The 15023-nt window shown below is 61.4% G+C and carries 14 protein-coding genes; 2 read left to right on the top strand and 12 right to left on the bottom strand.

All coding sequences use genetic code 11. From position 1 onward, the window contains the following. Positions 1 to 53: 53 nt before the first annotated feature. The 3 genes from ACI5KX_RS03075 to groES form a co-directional block, all read right to left on the bottom strand. Complete coding sequence (locus ACI5KX_RS03075; RefSeq protein WP_406809208.1) at positions 54 to 1526, bottom strand: FAD-binding protein; 1473 nt, start codon at positions 1524 to 1526, stop codon at positions 54 to 56. Positions 1527 to 1653: 127 nt separating this feature from the next. Then, positions 1654 to 3306 (bottom strand): chaperonin GroEL, encoded by a 1653-nt coding sequence (groL, locus tag ACI5KX_RS03080; RefSeq protein WP_406809209.1) that lies wholly within the window; start codon positions 3304 to 3306, stop codon positions 1654 to 1656. Between the two features lie 99 nt (positions 3307 to 3405). Then, positions 3406 to 3693, bottom strand: coding sequence for a co-chaperone GroES (gene groES, locus ACI5KX_RS03085; protein ID WP_406809210.1), 288 nt, complete (start codon positions 3691 to 3693; stop codon positions 3406 to 3408). A 178-nt stretch (positions 3694 to 3871) separates the two neighbouring features. Between groES and ACI5KX_RS03090 the strand changes: the two genes are divergently transcribed. Beyond that, the gene (locus ACI5KX_RS03090) at positions 3872 to 4705 is read left to right on the top strand and encodes a mechanosensitive ion channel family protein (protein ID WP_406809211.1); all 834 of its coding nucleotides are present in this window, start codon (positions 3872 to 3874) and stop codon (positions 4703 to 4705) included. Here ACI5KX_RS03090 and ACI5KX_RS03095 read toward each other — a convergent pair. The 9 genes from ACI5KX_RS03095 to ACI5KX_RS03135 form a co-directional block, all read right to left on the bottom strand. Continuing rightward, positions 4686 to 6104, bottom strand: coding sequence for an MATE family efflux transporter (locus ACI5KX_RS03095; RefSeq protein WP_406809212.1), 1419 nt, complete (start codon positions 6102 to 6104; stop codon positions 4686 to 4688). The genes ACI5KX_RS03090 and ACI5KX_RS03095 overlap by 20 nt on opposite strands. 152 nt (positions 6105 to 6256) lie before the next feature. Beyond that, positions 6257 to 6973 carry a hypothetical protein gene (locus tag ACI5KX_RS03100; RefSeq protein ID WP_406809213.1) on the bottom strand — a complete coding sequence of 239 codons (717 nt, stop codon included), beginning with the start codon at positions 6971 to 6973 and terminating at the stop codon, positions 6257 to 6259. Positions 6974 to 7184: 211 nt separating this feature from the next. Then, positions 7185 to 7562 (bottom strand): 50S ribosomal protein L7/L12, encoded by a 378-nt coding sequence (gene rplL, locus ACI5KX_RS03105; protein ID WP_212449099.1) that lies wholly within the window; start codon positions 7560 to 7562, stop codon positions 7185 to 7187. A gap of 72 nt (positions 7563 to 7634) precedes the next feature. Then, positions 7635 to 8150 (bottom strand): 50S ribosomal protein L10, encoded by a 516-nt coding sequence (rplJ, locus tag ACI5KX_RS03110; protein ID WP_406809214.1) that lies wholly within the window; start codon positions 8148 to 8150, stop codon positions 7635 to 7637. Between the two features lie 278 nt (positions 8151 to 8428). Next, the gene (locus tag ACI5KX_RS03115) at positions 8429 to 8554 is read right to left on the bottom strand and encodes a hypothetical protein (RefSeq protein ID WP_406809215.1); all 126 of its coding nucleotides are present in this window, start codon (positions 8552 to 8554) and stop codon (positions 8429 to 8431) included. A 158-nt stretch (positions 8555 to 8712) separates the two neighbouring features. Then, positions 8713 to 9126, bottom strand: a complete 414-nt coding sequence (locus ACI5KX_RS03120) for a hypothetical protein (protein WP_406809216.1) — start codon at positions 9124 to 9126, stop codon at positions 8713 to 8715. 111 nt (positions 9127 to 9237) lie between these two features. Beyond that, positions 9238 to 9468, bottom strand: coding sequence for a helix-turn-helix domain-containing protein (locus tag ACI5KX_RS03125; RefSeq protein WP_406809217.1), 231 nt, complete (start codon positions 9466 to 9468; stop codon positions 9238 to 9240). After that, positions 9468 to 10013 carry a DUF2975 domain-containing protein gene (locus tag ACI5KX_RS03130; RefSeq protein WP_406809218.1) on the bottom strand — a complete coding sequence of 182 codons (546 nt, stop codon included), beginning with the start codon at positions 10011 to 10013 and terminating at the stop codon, positions 9468 to 9470. The genes ACI5KX_RS03125 and ACI5KX_RS03130 overlap by 1 nt, the downstream gene beginning before the upstream one ends. 25 nt (positions 10014 to 10038) lie before the next feature. Further along, a complete protein-coding gene (locus ACI5KX_RS03135; RefSeq protein ID WP_406809219.1) occupies positions 10039 to 10170 on the bottom strand; it encodes a hypothetical protein in 132 nt (43 codons plus the stop codon). Between the two features lie 622 nt (positions 10171 to 10792). On the opposite strand from ACI5KX_RS03135, the gene rpoB reads away from it, so the two are divergent. Beyond that, positions 10793 to 14998 (top strand): DNA-directed RNA polymerase subunit beta, encoded by a 4206-nt coding sequence (gene rpoB, locus ACI5KX_RS03140; protein ID WP_406809220.1) that lies wholly within the window; start codon positions 10793 to 10795, stop codon positions 14996 to 14998. Positions 14999 to 15023 lie beyond the last annotated feature (25 nt).

The raw sequence follows: 15023 nt of genomic DNA on the forward strand, positions 1-15023 counted from the left end.
ACCGGCGGGCAAATTGGAAGGGCTGACAAGGGCAGGCGATCGTGCCCGACCGATCAATCGTCGCCTTCGCGAACTTTTGCGATGCTCGCCGAGGCCATCGGCTCGCCAAGGCCAAACAGCCTGCGCACCCGTTCGTTGGGCTTGAGGTTGGCGCGCGGATAGTGCCGCTGGTAGAGTTCGCGCAGCTTCGCCATGTGGGTGTCCTTCCCGAGGCTAGTCGCGAATTCGCCAACGATCGCGCTCTTGCCCCAATGCGGGCGGACGTCGTCGAAATAGGTCAGCACTTCACGCTGCAAACGCTCGAGCCAGGCAAAGTCGCGGGTGTCGGCAAAGACGTCGATGGCTGCTGTGGGGCGCCCGAAGTTCCCCGCGAACGGGAGCGGCGAGGCGTCGCTCAGCTCGCGCACTCCGATCAGACTCTTGAGATAGAAGCCAAGCGGCCGCCATTGCTCCAGCTCCAGCATGATGAATCTCACGACCTCGTCGGCGCGTTCGAGCGGGACGTGGAAGGCGAGGTTGTAGGCGGTGTGGGTGGTCGAAAAGAAGCCGGTCAGGATGTCCGGTGAGCGCTGGCTCTTCAGCAGCGGTTCGGGGTCGTAGAGATAGTCGAGGTCCGCCGGATCGGTGATCGTGCGGCGGTGGCTCCGCACGTCGATCCGGTCGACGAGCCGCTGGAGCGAGCGGCGCAGCTTGGGGAACATCCGGTCGATCGCCCAGTAGCGTTCGATGATGAACATCGCGAGACCCGCCATAGAGAAGACATTCGGACGGTGCTGTTTCGCGCGCTTGCCTTCGCGTGCCGGGCGCAAGGTATGGAGCATGATCAGCGGATCCGAGGGGTTGCTGTAGGGGACGACCGCCCAGGATGTGGCGACCGACCCTTTCTTGAGCGCGGGCTTCTTCGATAGCCGGGTGATCCAGGCGTCCGATTGAAAGCTTTCGAGCGGCGCGGATTCGAGCGTGACGCTGGTGATCGGGCCGACCGTACCGAAGGACAGCACGGCATAGGGAAAATCGGGATCGCCGCGCTTGAGGGACACCTCGCGCCCATTGCCGTCGAGAAACGTTAGCGCCGTGACACCGTCGGCCATGGTGGCCCGCGCGCCATAGCCGTGCGTGCCGGTGACCAGAGCGCCGGGTACGGTCTGGGCCATGTAATTGCCGCTGTTGAACATCTTGCGCTCATGCTTGAGCAGTTCGCGCTTCAGTTGTTCGATCGTGGTCGAGGGGCCACAAGTGATGGTCCGGGTGACGGGATCGAAGCTGGTAGCGTCGAGCGCCGATGCCCCCATCATCGCCGCGTTGAGACCGGGAACGATCTGGATGCCGTTGTAGCTGTGCGACTGGCCGACGCAGAAATAGTCGTTACCGGAAACGAATTCGGAGAGGTTCTGGTCGGCGTCGAAACGGTGCTTGTACACCTCGCCGAAGAACACCTTCATCCAGGCATCGAGGCGTTCTTTCGCAACTGCGCCACTGTCTGCAGTAGCGTTCTCCCCACGCATGAATTCCGGCAAGATGCGCATAGACCCGCCCCCCGTTCCAGACCCGCAGCGGCAATGATCGGAGGATTGCATTGATCTTGCAAACAAAAAACCCCGGGAGCGCGAACTCCCGGGGCCTTTGTGTTCAAGCGATGCGGCCTGCGCGGGCTTAGAAGCCCATGCCGCCGCCCATTCCGCCCATGCCGCCCATGTCGGGCATGGCCGGGGCTGCATTCTTGTCTTCCGGAGCGTCGGTGATCGCCGCTTCGGTGGTGATCAGCAGGCCGGCAACCGAGGCTGCGTCCTGAAGTGCGGTGCGCACGACCTTGGTCGGGTCGATCACGCCGGCATCCACGAGGTTCTCATAGGTGTCGGTCGCAGCGTTGAAGCCCTGCGTTTCGTCGCCTTCACGAAGGAGATTTCCCGAAACGACGGCGCCGTCGTGACCAGCGTTCTGAGCAATCTGGCGAACCGGCGCCAGGATCGCGCGGCGAACGATGTCGATACCGCGGGTCTGGTCGTCATTGTCGCCCTTCAGGCCTTCAAGCACCTTGGTCGCATAAAGCAGCGCGGTGCCGCCGCCCGGGACGATGCCTTCTTCCACAGCGGCGCGCGTTGCGTGCAGCGCGTCGTCGACGCGGTCCTTGCGTTCCTTCACTTCGACTTCCGAAGCACCGCCGACCTTGATCACGGCAACGCCGCCAGCAAGCTTGGCGAGGCGCTCTTGCAGCTTCTCGCGGTCATAGTCGCTGGTGGTCGCTTCCATCTGAGCCTTGATCTCGCCGACGCGGGCCTTGATGTCGGCTTCGTCACCGGCACCATCGACGATGGTGGTGTTGTCCTTGTCGATGGTGACGCGCTTGGCTTCACCGAGCATGCCCAGCGTGACGTTCTCGAGCTTGATGCCGAGATCTTCGCTGACCATTTCGCCCTTGGTGAGGATCGCGATGTCCTGCAGCATGGCTTTGCGACGATCGCCGAAGCCGGGTGCCTTGACCGCAGCAACCTTCAGTCCGCCGCGCAGCTTGTTCACGACGAGGGTCGCGAGCGCTTCGCCTTCGATGTCTTCGGCGATGATCAGCAGCGGACGACCGCTTTGGACCGCCGCTTCGAGCACCGGCAGCATCGACTGGAGGTTCGACAGCTTCTTCTCGTGGATCAGGATGTAGGGGTTATCCAGTTCCACGGTCATCTTGTCCGGGTTGGTGATGAAGTACGGCGAGAGATAGCCGCGGTCGAACTGCATGCCTTCGACGACGTCGAGCTCGAATTCGAGACCCTTGGCTTCTTCGACGGTGATGACGCCTTCCTTGCCGACCTTTTCCATGGCTTCGGCGATTTTCTCGCCGACTTCCTTGTCGCCATTGGCCGAGATAACGCCGACCTGGGCGATTTCGGAGGAGCCGGAGACGTCCTTCGAACGGCTCTTGAGGTTCTCGACAACCTTGGTGACGGCGAGGTCGATGCCGCGCTTGAGGTCCATCGGGTTCATGCCGGCGGCGACCGACTTCATGCCTTCGCGCACGATCGCCTGGCCGAGCACGGTGGCCGTGGTGGTCCCGTCACCGGCGAGGTCGTTGGTCTTGCTGGCGACTTCGCGCAGCATCTGCGCGCCCATGTTCTCGAACTTGTCCTTGAGCTCGATTTCCTTGGCGACGGTGACACCGTCCTTGGTGATGCGCGGTGCGCCGAAGCTCTTGTCGATGACGACGTTGCGACCCTTCGGGCCGAGCGTCACCTTCACGGCGTTTGCGAGCGTATCGACGCCCTTGAGAATGCCTTCGCGTGCTTCACGCGAGAATTTCACGTCCTTGGCAGACATTGATGTTTCTCCTGAGAAAAAGTGGTGATCCCCAGCGAAGGCCGGGGTCTTGTTCGGTATCGAGGGAGGTCCCAGCCTGCGCTGGGACTCAAGATATCATCAGCCGATGATCCCCATGATGTCGCTTTCCTTCATGATCAGCAGGTCTTCGCCGTCGATCTTGACTTCGGTGCCGGACCACTTGCCGAAGAGCACGCGGTCGCCGGCTTTCACATCCATCGGGATGCGATCGCCATCGTCGTCACGGGCGCCTTCGCCGACGGCGACGATCTCGCCTTCGCTCGGCTTTTCCTGCGCGGAGTCGGGGATGATGATGCCGCCAGCGGTCTTCTGGTCGGCTTCGATGCGACGGACCACAACGCGGTCGTGCAGCGGACGAAATGCCATTGTTATGACCTTCCTAAGAATGATTATGACTTTTTGGCACTCTCCCCACGAGAGTGCCAGCACGGCGCATGTGGTTGCGGGAACTTCGTGAGTCAAGGACGGTTGAGTAAAAAAATGCAGGGCCTGGACGGGTCCGCTGTCGCCTCAAACTTCCAGTCACAACGGAGCCCATTCGAGCATGACTCTCGACACCGATTTCGCCGCGCTTTCCGTACCTGAAACGATCCTGCTTTGGTTCAAGGCCAACATGATGGACCTGATCGGCGCGGTCGCTGTCCTGGTCATCGGACTGACTATTGCGGGGCTCCTCTCGCGCAGTGTTTCCCGGGCGCTTGCCAAGTCCGACAAACTCGATCCGAGCGTTGCGGGCCTTCTTTCCAACCTTGTCAAATACTCGCTCTGGGCGGTCGTTCTCATCACGGTCCTGACCCAGTTCGGAGTCGAAACCACCAGCATCATCGCGGCCCTGGGCGGCATGGCGCTTGCGGTCGGCCTCGCGCTTCAAGGGACCCTGAGCAATGTCGCATCCGGAGTCATGATCCTGGTGCAGAAGCCCTTCAAGGTGGGCGAGACCATCAGCGTCGGATCGATCCTCGCCACGGTGCAGGAAATCGGCCTGTTCACCACCGAACTGAAGCAGCCCGACGGTCTGTTCGTGATGATGCCCAACAACGCCCTGTGGAACCAGCCGATCGTCAACTTTGCGCGGCATCCCGTGCGTCGCTTCGAGCTTGTTGTGGGAATAGGCTATGGCGACAGCATGGAGCAGGCCCGGAGCGAGTTGATCGCGCTGGCCGAGGCCGATGAGCGCGTGCTCGCCGAGCCCGCGCCGGTCGCCTATGTCAGCTCGCTCGACGACAGTTCGGTGGGTATCAGCTTGCGGGTGTGGTGCAACACTCCCGATTACCTCGGCCTGTCATGGGATCTCACGGAAGCGGCGAAAGCGAAGTTCGACGAAGTCGGCATAACCATTCCGTTCCCGCAGCGCGAGGTCACGACGAAGGCTGCGTGACCGGGGCGGCGGCGGCGCGCGCGGTCAGATCCAAGCGGTCGCGCAGCGTCCAGCGCCAGGTCAAGAGGATTGCCGCCGTCGCGAGGCCGGTTGCCAGGCCGATCCACACGCCCACGCCCTCCAGCGGGGTGAAGAACCCGAGCCCGATCGCGAGACCGAAGCCGGGCACCCAGTAGCTGAAAATCGCGATCCACATCGGCACCCGCGTGTCCTGCAATCCGCGCAAGGCTCCGGCGGCGACCGCCTGTACCCCGTCGACCAGCTGGAACGCGGCGGCAAGCACGAGATATTGCAGCGCGAAGCCGACCAGCGCCGCGTTCTTGGCTGCATGGGGATCGACGTAGATCGACAGCAGCGTGTAGGGCGCGAGCACCATTGTACTGGCGGTTACAGCCATAAAGCCGGTGGCGATTGCGATGCCGACCCATCCGGCCCGCTTGATCCCGACCGGATCACGCGCGCCATAGAAATAACCCACTCGGATGGTTGCCGCCTGCCCGACCCCGAAAGGTACCTGGAAAGCGAGCGCGGCGAGCTGAAGCGCGACGGTGTGACCCGCAAGCTCTGCCGCGCCGAAGCGGCCCATAAGGAAGGCCGCCGCGCCGAATATGCCCGCCTCGGCTGTCACGGTCAGCGCAATCGGCGTGCCGATGCGGACGATCAGCCAGAAGCGCTGCCAGTCCGGCTTCCAGAAACGATAGAAGATGCGGTAGCGCGCCAGCGCCGGGTCGGCGAGAATCGCGACGATATACACCAGCACGGTGAAAATCGATGTGATGATCGTCGCCACCGCCGCGCCTGTCAGCCCGAGCTCGGGCGCTCCCAGATTGCCGAAAATGAAGGCATAGTTTGCAGCCGCGTTCACGAAGATGCCGAGGCCCGTGATGGCGGTCGCAAAGATCGGGCGACCGAGAGCCGAGACATAATTGCGTAGCACCCCTGCGAGCAGCATCGGGATCAGCGAGAAGATGATGACGACATTGTATTCGGCCGCGAGCGCGATGATGCGTTCCTGCTGGCCGGTGACGCGCATCAGCGGTTCGAGCAGCAGGCATATTCCCATCCCGATCACGCCGGTTATGACCGCCAGCCACAGCGCCATGCGCGTCGCTCTGCGCACGGGACGCATGGATCGCGAGCGCGCGCCGATGGCCTCGGCGATCAGCGGTGCGACCGCTCCCGTCAGCGAGGTCATCGCCCACAGCACCAGCCCGAACAAAGCCACGGCCAGGGCGGAGGCGGCAAGCGGCTCGTCGCCCAGCCGTGCGATGAAGATGACGTCGACCGCGTAGGTAAGCATCTGCAGCAGATTTGCAGCCGCCAGCGGCGCGGCGAGCAATGTCGTCGCGCGCAATTCGCCGCTCCAGGAGGGCGTTTCGAGATGCACCGTCTCGTGCATAAAGCCGGCCCGGATACGCGCGCGGTCGAGTCGGGGAAAGCCGGTCTTGTTCAGCGCTGTAACTTAGCTGTGACGCTGCGGCATTGGCGCTACACCGTTAGATGTGAGTTGGTCTCCAGTTTGGGTGGAATTCGGCGTTACACCTGAGCTTCCTATTCAGACGAGGCTTGTCGCCATAACCACCATGCGAGCGCAATCCTTACGCCTGTTTGGAATGGGCCATAAAGATAGCCGTAGATCCATCCCGTTATCGCGGTAAGACCTGCTGCAGGAGCAAGATAGTATCCTGCGAATGCAGTCAGAGAGACCACGCCAAGCGCAACCATCACCACCCCAATGATTTGGCCCAAGAAGTCGAACGACAGTAAGCCAAATCCCAGAAGAACCGAGCCAACACCGAAGCCGAACAACAGCACGAAATACTGGCTGTCGGAGATCGCGGGGAAACCGATCAGAAGAGTTTCGAATGCCTGTCTTTGCGATCCATCTTCGGCGTTGAGTAGACCAGGTCTCCAGAACTGATTGAGTGTATCGATAATGAATGCTTGTTGCGTCATCTCGGTAACGGCCCAAATCATAAGGTAGAATATCCCAATCAAGGCCAAAGCGGGGCGCTTCTTCCAAATAACAAACGCCGCGCCAATCGAAGCGATAAACGCGAACTGAGGATGGAAAAATAGAATCCAAGGTTTGTAGAGAGCCAACCAATTGGACGATAGTTGCGCTTCATTCAGTAGGCCTTCAGCCGGTTCAGGGTTGGGGCCATAAATCAGAACAGCAGTAGTTATAGCTGAGCAGAGGGACGCCCACACCGCGACCATAAGTAAGCCTCGCAGAGGGCCTTTCGGGTTCTCAAGTGCTGTCTTCATCCCGACCTGTTAGCTGGAGCAGCGCTGCCCTTCAAATTGCCTAATTGACCAAGCGGGAACCCAGTTCGACGAACGAGCAATCTGGAGAAAACTTAAGCGCCTCTTCCGGTTGGAAGCCCGACGCCCGCAATTAGCTCGGTAACTGACACAAAAAAAGGGCGGCGCCATCGCTGGCACCGCCCTCCGTTGATCAGTCGAAACTGAAAGAAGCTTACTTGAGCTCGACGGTACCGCCAGCTGCTTCGATCTTGCCCTTGATCTCTTCGGCTTCGGCCTTGTTGACGCCTTCCTTGAGCGGCTTCGGCGCGCCTTCGACGAGACCCTTGGCTTCGGTCAGGCCCAGGCCGGTGATGGCGCGGACTTCCTTGATGACCTGGATCTTCTTGCCACCGTCGCCGGTGAGGATGACGTCGAATTCGTCCTTTTCTTCAGCCGGAGCGCCGGCGTCGCCGCCGCCAGCCGGGCCAGCAACTGCAACTGCAGCAGCAGCCGAAACGCCCCACTCTTCTTCGAGGGCCTTGGCGAGTTCAGCTGCCTCAAGGACGGTCAGCTTCGAAAGTTCTTCAACAAGCTTGGCAATATCAGCCATGATGTTCACTCCAAATTTTGGCGGGGCGGAAAAATGCCCCATGATGTTTCGTCTCTTGCGAGAAAGCGTCTCTTAAGCGGCTTCGCTGGCGCCATAGGCACCGAACACGCGGGCAAGCTTTGCAGCCGGTGCATTGACGACCTGAGCAACCTTGGTTGCCGGGGCGTTGACCAGACCAACAATCTTTCCGCGCAGCTCGTCGAGCGACGGCATCGAGGCGAGTGCCTTGACCCCGGCTTCGTCGAGCACCTGCGTGCCCATCGAACCACCGACGATTTCGAGCTTGTCGTTCGACTTGGCGAAATCGACAGCGGCCTTGGCAGCCGCGACCGGGTCTTCCGACCAGGCCAGCGCGGTCGGGCCGGAGAGAAACTCTTCGATCCCGACGTAATCGGTGTCCTTCAGGGCGAGCTTGGCGAGACGGTTCTTCGCAACCTTGTAGGAAGCACCGGCTTCACGCATCTTCCCGCGCAGTTCGGTGGACTGGTCCACCGTCAGGCCGAGGTTGCGGGTCACGACGACCACGCCGACCTCTTTGAAGACGTCGTTGAGCTGGGCAACCGCTTCGGCTTTTTGCGAACGATCCATGCCTTACTCCTTCACTGTGGCCGCACGCAGGCTTGCGCACGACCGGCTCACATTCACCCATGCCGATCATCGACACGGGAAAGGTCCAACGATGGGGAAGGAGTGCGCCGCGAAACGGCACGTGTGGCCGCCATTGGAGGGGGCCGGAAAATCTCGTTTCCCCGTCTAGGCTGGAAATTAAGAGAGCCCGATTGCTCTCACCAACTGTCTCGGACGGACGACTGCTCCACCTTTCGATGAAACGGTCGGCGGCGCGTCTAGCCGGTTGGCCGCAGGAGTCAAGGCGCGATGTTGCCGAAGAACAGGTCGAGATGCGCGCTGGCCTTGTGCACCAGGGTGATCAGCGTGAGGCTCGTCGTGGCGGCAATGGCGAGCAGGAGCGGGCAGATAAGGGCGTAGGACATGGGTTGCCTCCGATTTCGATGCCGCGATTGTGTCGGGCTGGGGGCTGGCTCGCGATGGAGCGGATACGCGATCCGCAGGGGCTCGGGCGACGCAAATGGTCCGGTCGATCCTGGGGCGGGATCGACCGGGCCATCCGCTGCCAACCGGCAAAGCCAGGTTAGTCGCTGGTCGACAGTTCGACGCTGTCTCGGCGGCTGCAGACGAAGCTGTCGCTGATCACCTTGTGCTTCTTCAGTCTCCATCCGAAGTGCTTGCCGGGCAGCCGGTACTCGATCCGCAGCTTCGTTTGGCGCTGATTGACGCGGCGCAGATTGCGCGTCTCGTCCCACGTGACGCCCGGCGAGAGTTTCTCGTTGCGGACATAAATCGAGCGCCAGCCGCCGTTGCGACCCTTTGCCGGGTCCCAGTAATCGATATCGACGATCTTGATCTTGCCGCCGGTGTCGTTGGTGAATTCGATCGCGACGTTTTTGCAGGTGTTGCCCGCCATGGCCGGAGCCGCGGCTCCGAAAGCGGCGGTTGCGGCAAGGGCGATGGTGGCGGCAGTCTTTGTAACGGTACGGGTATTCATTTCGGTTCTCCTGAAAGTGTTGGCAGAAACCCCTCTCGAGTTCCTGCCAACCTTTCTACGGAGCGCTCCGATTGCGCTGTATGGGGTGGATCCCCCATCATTCGGGCGAGGCTATTCTCCCTTGTCGTAGGCGAGCAGATCGCCCGGCTGGCACTCGAGTTCGCGGCAGATCGCAGCGAGGGTCGAGAACCGGATCGCCTTGGCCTTCCCGGTCTTGAGGATCGAGAGGTTTGCCAGCGTGAGGCCCACGCGCTCGGCCAGTTCGGTGAGGGTCATGCGGCGTTCGTGCAGCAGGTCGTCGAGTTTGACCATGATCGTTGCTCCTTCGTCTTCTGCTGGCATCACACGGTCCCTTCGAGGTCTTCGCGCATCGCTGCGCCGTGTTTGAACACGCGGGCGAGGATGAACAGGACGATCACCATCAATATGCCGGTCAGGTCTAGGCCTGCATCGATCTTGAGCGAGGTACCCTCAATCCGCACCGCCCATTCGGATACGATGAGACCAAGCGCGGCGATCGGTATCATCAGCAACTGTACGCCCAGAAGAAGCCAGGCCATGACACTCAGCCGGTCGGCATTCTCCGGGACGAACGGGTCCCGCTCACCTACGGTGCCGATGACGGCACGAAGCTTTCCGAAGAACAGGAAGACGAGGGCGACGGCCACGATCGACAGCGCGAACAGCCCCACCAAAGGCAAGGTGGGCAAGTTAGAAAGGGTTTCGGCATGTTCAGCCGAAATCTCGGTGTTGATTGCATTCTCGAAGAAGATCACGACCGGGATCATGATCGCAAGCACGATTGCCGCGAGCGCCATCACGCCCTGCATGAAGATGGTCAGGACCTTTCCGGCAAGCAGCAGTGGGTCGTTGAATTGTTCTTTCATTGTGTATCCCCTGATTGGCCTTCGTTCAGGCCAGTTCGGCTGCGATCACAGGCGACATGGCCTGCGCGGGCGGTACGGAAACGATAGTGCCGATCGAGCTGAGGGTGAGGAACAGCGCGGCGGCAAGGGCGAGAGATTGATTTGCGATACGTGACATATTGAACTCCTTGATGCGTCTTATTGAAATTCGATAATCACGATCTAGGAGCGATTCGATTTATTGTCAATCAACAATATTGAAAAACAATATGTGGCATATCGTTTTGCGCGGATCTTTGCCGGTGCGGAGTTGACGAAGTTGACACTGTGTCACCCTCATATTTCGAAGATTTTCGACTGATTATGAGAGACTTAGGGGCCAGAAACGAAGTTGACACTTTCCGGAATCAAACTGGAAATCCGGGTGTGGAGGGATCGATGAAAGCGCATGCAACGACGCTATTGCCCGATGCCGGAGTAGGAAAGTTTTCGCTGGCCCCGGCCAGGCGAGCCGCCGCCCAATCGCCCCCTTTACAAATCCGGCGTGCGCCCTAAATAGCCCACACACGCCAGCTTCGAGACAGACCGATTCATGCGCGGGGATCGGTTCCAGAATAGAAGCGGCGCTAGCCATATTCGCGACGATTAGATCAGCTGCACCCAGGCGGCCCGGAAGGGTTGCGCCAAGGCGTGCGGCTCTTTTGCGTCGAATATGGACCCGTTTCGCGTGACGTGAGTTTTCATTCCGGCATGCGGGTCTTCTGCCCGCGCGCACCAATATAAAGAGGCGAATCTCCTCCATGGCGACCAAGGCGAAGGCACCAAAGACTTCGAACAAGCTCCGCAGCCGCAAGGCGCAGGGCACCGCGAAGAAGCGCATCCGCAAGATTTTCGGCGACATCCACGAAGTCGTCGACATGCCCAACCTGATCGAGGTCCAGCGCGAGAGCTACGAACAGTTCCTGCGCTCGGACAAGGAAACCGGATACGTTTCCGGTCTCGAAAAGACCCTGCGGTCGGTCTTCCCGATCCGCGACTTCGCCGGCACCGCAGAGCTCGATTTCGTCAATTACGAGCTTGAGCCCCCCAAATACGACACCACCGAATGTCGCCAGCGCGGGATCACCTACGCCGCTCCGATGAAGGTCACGCTGCGCCTGATCGTCTTCGAAGTCGACCAGGAGACCGAGACCCGCTCCGTCCTCGATATCAAGGAGCAGGACGTCTACATGGGCGACATGCCGCTCATGACCGAGAACGGCACCTTCATCATCAACGGCACCGAGCGCGTGATCGTCTCGCAGATGCACCGTTCGCCGGGTGTTCTGTTCGACCACGATCGCGGCAAGACCCACTCCTCGGGCAAGCTGCTGTTCGCCGCCCGCGTGATTCCGTATCGCGGCTCGTGGCTCGATTTCGAATTCGATGCGAAGGACATCGTCAACGTCCGGATCGACCGCAAGCGCAAGCTGCCGGTAACGGCGTTGCTGTACGCGCTGGGCCTCGACAGCGAGGAAATCCTCCACCACTTCTACGACACCGTCATCTGGGAACGCGCCAAGGACGGCTGGAAGATCCCGTTCGTGCCCGAAAACTGGCGCGGCCAGAAGCCGACCTTCGCGCTTGTAGATGCCAAGACCGGCGAGGAAGTGTTCCCGGCCAACCAGAAGATCAGCCCGCGCGCCGCCAACAAGGCGGCCAAGGATGGTCTGACCGAACTGCTGCTGCCGACCGAAGAAGTCGTGAGTCGCTACGCCGCCAAGGACATGATCGACGAAAGCACCGGCCGCATCTACATCGAGGCGGGCGACGAGATCACGCTCGAGCATGTCGAAACCTTCGACAATGCCGGGATCGACAAGCTCGAACTGCTCGATATCGACGAGATCAACACCGGTCCGTGGATCCGCAACACGCTCAAGGCCGACAAGGCCGAGAACCGCGAGGAAGGCCTCGAGGCGATCTACAAGGTGATGCGCCCGGGCGAACCGCCGACCAAGGAAACCGCCGAAGCCCTGTTCGAAGGCCTGTTCTTCGACGGTGAGCGCTACGACCTCTCCGCCGTGGGTCGTGTCAAGCTCAACATGCGTCTCGAACTCGATGCCGAAGACACGGTGACGACGCTGCGCAAGGAAGACATCCTTGCCGTGGTCAAGGAACTCGTCGGCCTCAAGGATGGCAAGGGCGAAGTCGACGACATCGACAACCTCGGCAACCGCCGCGTGCGTTCGGTCGGCGAGCTGCTGGAAAACCAGTATCGCGTCGGGCTGCTGCGGATGGAGCGCGCGGTGAAGGAGCGCATGAGCTCGGTCGACGTCTCGACCGTCATGCCGAACGACCTTATCAACGCGAAACCGGCTGTGGCTGCGGTGCGCGAATTCTTCGGCTCCTCGCAGCTGTCGCAGTTCATGGACCAGACCAACCCGCTGTCGGAAGTCACCCACAAGCGCCGCGTTTCGGCGCTTGGCCCGGGCGGCCTTACGCGTGAGCGCGCGGGCTTCGAAGTCCGCGACGTCCACCCGACGCACTATGGCCGCATCTGCCCGATCGAAACGCCGGAAGGCCCCAACATCGGCCTGATCAACTCGCTGGCGTCGTTCAGCCGGGTCAACAAGTACGGCTTCATCGAAACCCCGTACCGCAAGGTCGAGAACAACAAGGTCACCGGCGACGTGATCTACCTCTCCGCCATGGAAGAGCAGAAGCACACCGTCGCGCAGGCTTCGGCCGACCTTACCGACGACGGGACATTCGTGGAGGACCTCGTGTCCTCGCGCCACGCAGGCGACAACCTGATGGCTCCGAACGACCAGATCACGCTGATGGACGTGTCGCCGAAGCAGCTCGTTTCGGTCGCGGCGTCGCTGATCCCGTTCCTCGAAAACGACGACGCCAACCGCGCTCTCATGGGCTCGAACATGCAGCGCCAGGCGGTGCCGCTTGTGAAGGCCGAAGCCCCGTGGGTCGGCACCGGCATGGAAGAAACCGTGGCGCGTGACAGCGGCGCGGCGATCGCGGCCAAGCGCGGCGGTATCGTCGACCAGGTAGACGCGACCCGTATCGTGATCCGCGCCATCGGCGATGTCGAGCCCGGCCAATCGGGCGTCGATATCTACACGCTGCAGAAGTTCCAGCGCTCGAACCAGAACACCTGCATCAACCAGCGCCCGCTGGTGAAGGTGGGCGAAACGATCGAGGCCGGCGACATCATCGCCGACGGTCCCTCGACCGACCTTGGCGAGCTGGCGCTCGGCAAGAACAGCCTCGTCGCGTTCATGCCGTGGAACGGCTACAACTACGAGGACTCGATCCTGATCTCCGAACGCATCGTGAAAGACGACGTGTTCACCTCGATCCACATCGAGGAATTCGAGGTCATGGCCCGCGACACCAAGCTCGGGCCGGAGGACATCACCCGCGACATCCCGAATGTCGGCGAGGAAGCGCTGCGCAACCTCGACGAAGCGGGCATCGTCTACATCGGTGCCGAAGTGCACCCGGGCGATATCCTGGTAGGGAAGATCACGCCGAAGGGCGAAAGCCCGATGACGCCGGAAGAAAAGCTCCTCCGCGCGATCTTCGGCGAAAAGGCTTCGGACGTTCGCGACACCTCGCTGCGCCTGCCGCCGGGCGTTGCCGGGACCGTCGTCGAAGTGCGCGTGTTCAACCGCCACGGTATCGAGATCGACGACCGTACGCGTGCGATCCAGAACGAGGAAATCGAGCGCCTCCGCAAGGACGCGGCGGACGAACGCAACATCCTCAACCGTGCGACCTACAACCGCCTCAAGGACATGCTGCTCGGCCAGACCGCCTCGGCTGCTCCGAAGGGCGTGAAAAAGGGCGTCAAGATCGACGAGGACCTGCTCGATGGCATCGACCGCCACGAATGGTTCAAGTTCGCGGTGGCCGACGACAATCGCCAGGCACAGATCGAAGCGATCAAGTCGCAATACGACGAAGCCGTCGCCGGCATCGACGCCAAGTTCGAGGACCGCAAGGAGAAGCTCGAACGCGGTGACGAACTCGCCCCGGGCGTGCTCAAGATGGTCAAGGTCTTCGTCGCGGTGAAGCGCAAGCTGCAGCCGGGCGACAAGATGGCCGGTCGTCACGGGAACAAGGGTGTGATTTCGCGCATCCTGCCGGTCGAGGACATGCCGTTCCTCGAAGATGGCACCCCCGTCGATCTCGTGCTCAACCCGCTCGGCGTGCCTTCGCGCATGAACGTCGGCCAGATCTTCGAAACCCACCTCGGTTTCGCGGCTCGCGGGCTCGGCATGGACATTGCGCAGAAGCTCGAAGAGTGGCGTGCAGCCAATCCGAATGCTGCTGAGGACTACAAGAAGGCGAAACCGCCCGAAGCTGTCGTCGAGCGTCTGAAGGACGTCTATGGCGAGCAGTATTTCGAGGATATCGACAGCCGTTCGACCGAGCAGATCGTCGAACTCGCGACCAACCTGAGCGCGGGCGTGCCGATGGGCACTCCGGTGTTCGACGGAGCGCGCGAACCCGACGTCACCGAAATGCTGGTGAAAGCCGGCGTCGACAGCTCGGGCCAGTCGACCCTGTTCGACGGGCGCACCGGTGAAGCGTTCGACCGCAAGGTGACCGTGGGCATCATTTACATGCTGAAGCTGCACCACCTTGTCGACGACAAGATTCACGCTCGCTCGATCGGCCCGTACTCGCTCGTCACCCAGCAGCCGCTGGGCGGCAAGGCGCAGTTCGGCGGACAGCGTTTCGGCGAGATGGAGGTCTGGGCTCTGCAGGCATATGGCGCTGCCTACACCCTGCAGGAAATGCTCACCGTCAAGTCGGACGACGTGGTCGGCCGCACCAAGGTCTACGAAGCGATCGTCAAGGGCGACGACACCTTCGAAGCGGGCATTCCGGAGAGCTTCAACGTGCTCGTCAAGGAAATGCGCTCGCTCGGCCTCAATGTCGAACTCAAGTCGCTGAGCGACGGCGAGGACGACGAGGACGAATGGCCGGAGGCAGCGGAATAAGGGGAGCGGGCTTCGGCCCCTCCCG

Source organism: Erythrobacter sp. GH1-10, assembly GCF_045363165.1.
Classification (GTDB): domain Bacteria; phylum Pseudomonadota; class Alphaproteobacteria; order Sphingomonadales; family Sphingomonadaceae; genus Erythrobacter.

Excerpts from the sequence above, each read along its gene's own strand:
- ACI5KX_RS03075 (WP_406809208.1), bottom strand. The coding sequence starts at position 1,526 with ATGCGCATCTTGCCGGAATTCATGCGTGGGGAGAACGCTACTGCAGAC.
- groL (WP_406809209.1), bottom strand. The coding sequence starts at position 3,306 with ATGTCTGCCAAGGACGTGAAATTCTCGCGTGAAGCACGCGAAGGCATT.
- groES (WP_406809210.1), bottom strand. The coding sequence starts at position 3,693 with ATGGCATTTCGTCCGCTGCACGACCGCGTTGTGGTCCGTCGCATCGAA.
- ACI5KX_RS03090 (WP_406809211.1), top strand. The coding sequence starts at position 3,872 with ATGACTCTCGACACCGATTTCGCCGCGCTTTCCGTACCTGAAACGATC.
- ACI5KX_RS03095 (WP_406809212.1), bottom strand. The coding sequence starts at position 6,104 with ATGCACGAGACGGTGCATCTCGAAACGCCCTCCTGGAGCGGCGAATTG.
- ACI5KX_RS03100 (WP_406809213.1), bottom strand. The coding sequence starts at position 6,973 with ATGAAGACAGCACTTGAGAACCCGAAAGGCCCTCTGCGAGGCTTACTT.
- rplL (WP_212449099.1), bottom strand. The coding sequence starts at position 7,562 with ATGGCTGATATTGCCAAGCTTGTTGAAGAACTTTCGAAGCTGACCGTC.
- rplJ (WP_406809214.1), bottom strand. The coding sequence starts at position 8,150 with ATGGATCGTTCGCAAAAAGCCGAAGCGGTTGCCCAGCTCAACGACGTC.
- ACI5KX_RS03115 (WP_406809215.1), bottom strand. The coding sequence starts at position 8,554 with ATGTCCTACGCCCTTATCTGCCCGCTCCTGCTCGCCATTGCCGCCACG.
- ACI5KX_RS03120 (WP_406809216.1), bottom strand. The coding sequence starts at position 9,126 with ATGAATACCCGTACCGTTACAAAGACTGCCGCCACCATCGCCCTTGCC.
- ACI5KX_RS03125 (WP_406809217.1), bottom strand. The coding sequence starts at position 9,468 with ATGCCAGCAGAAGACGAAGGAGCAACGATCATGGTCAAACTCGACGAC.
- ACI5KX_RS03130 (WP_406809218.1), bottom strand. The coding sequence starts at position 10,013 with ATGAAAGAACAATTCAACGACCCACTGCTGCTTGCCGGAAAGGTCCTG.
- ACI5KX_RS03135 (WP_406809219.1), bottom strand. The coding sequence starts at position 10,170 with ATGTCACGTATCGCAAATCAATCTCTCGCCCTTGCCGCCGCGCTGTTC.
- rpoB (WP_406809220.1), top strand. The coding sequence starts at position 10,793 with ATGGCGACCAAGGCGAAGGCACCAAAGACTTCGAACAAGCTCCGCAGC.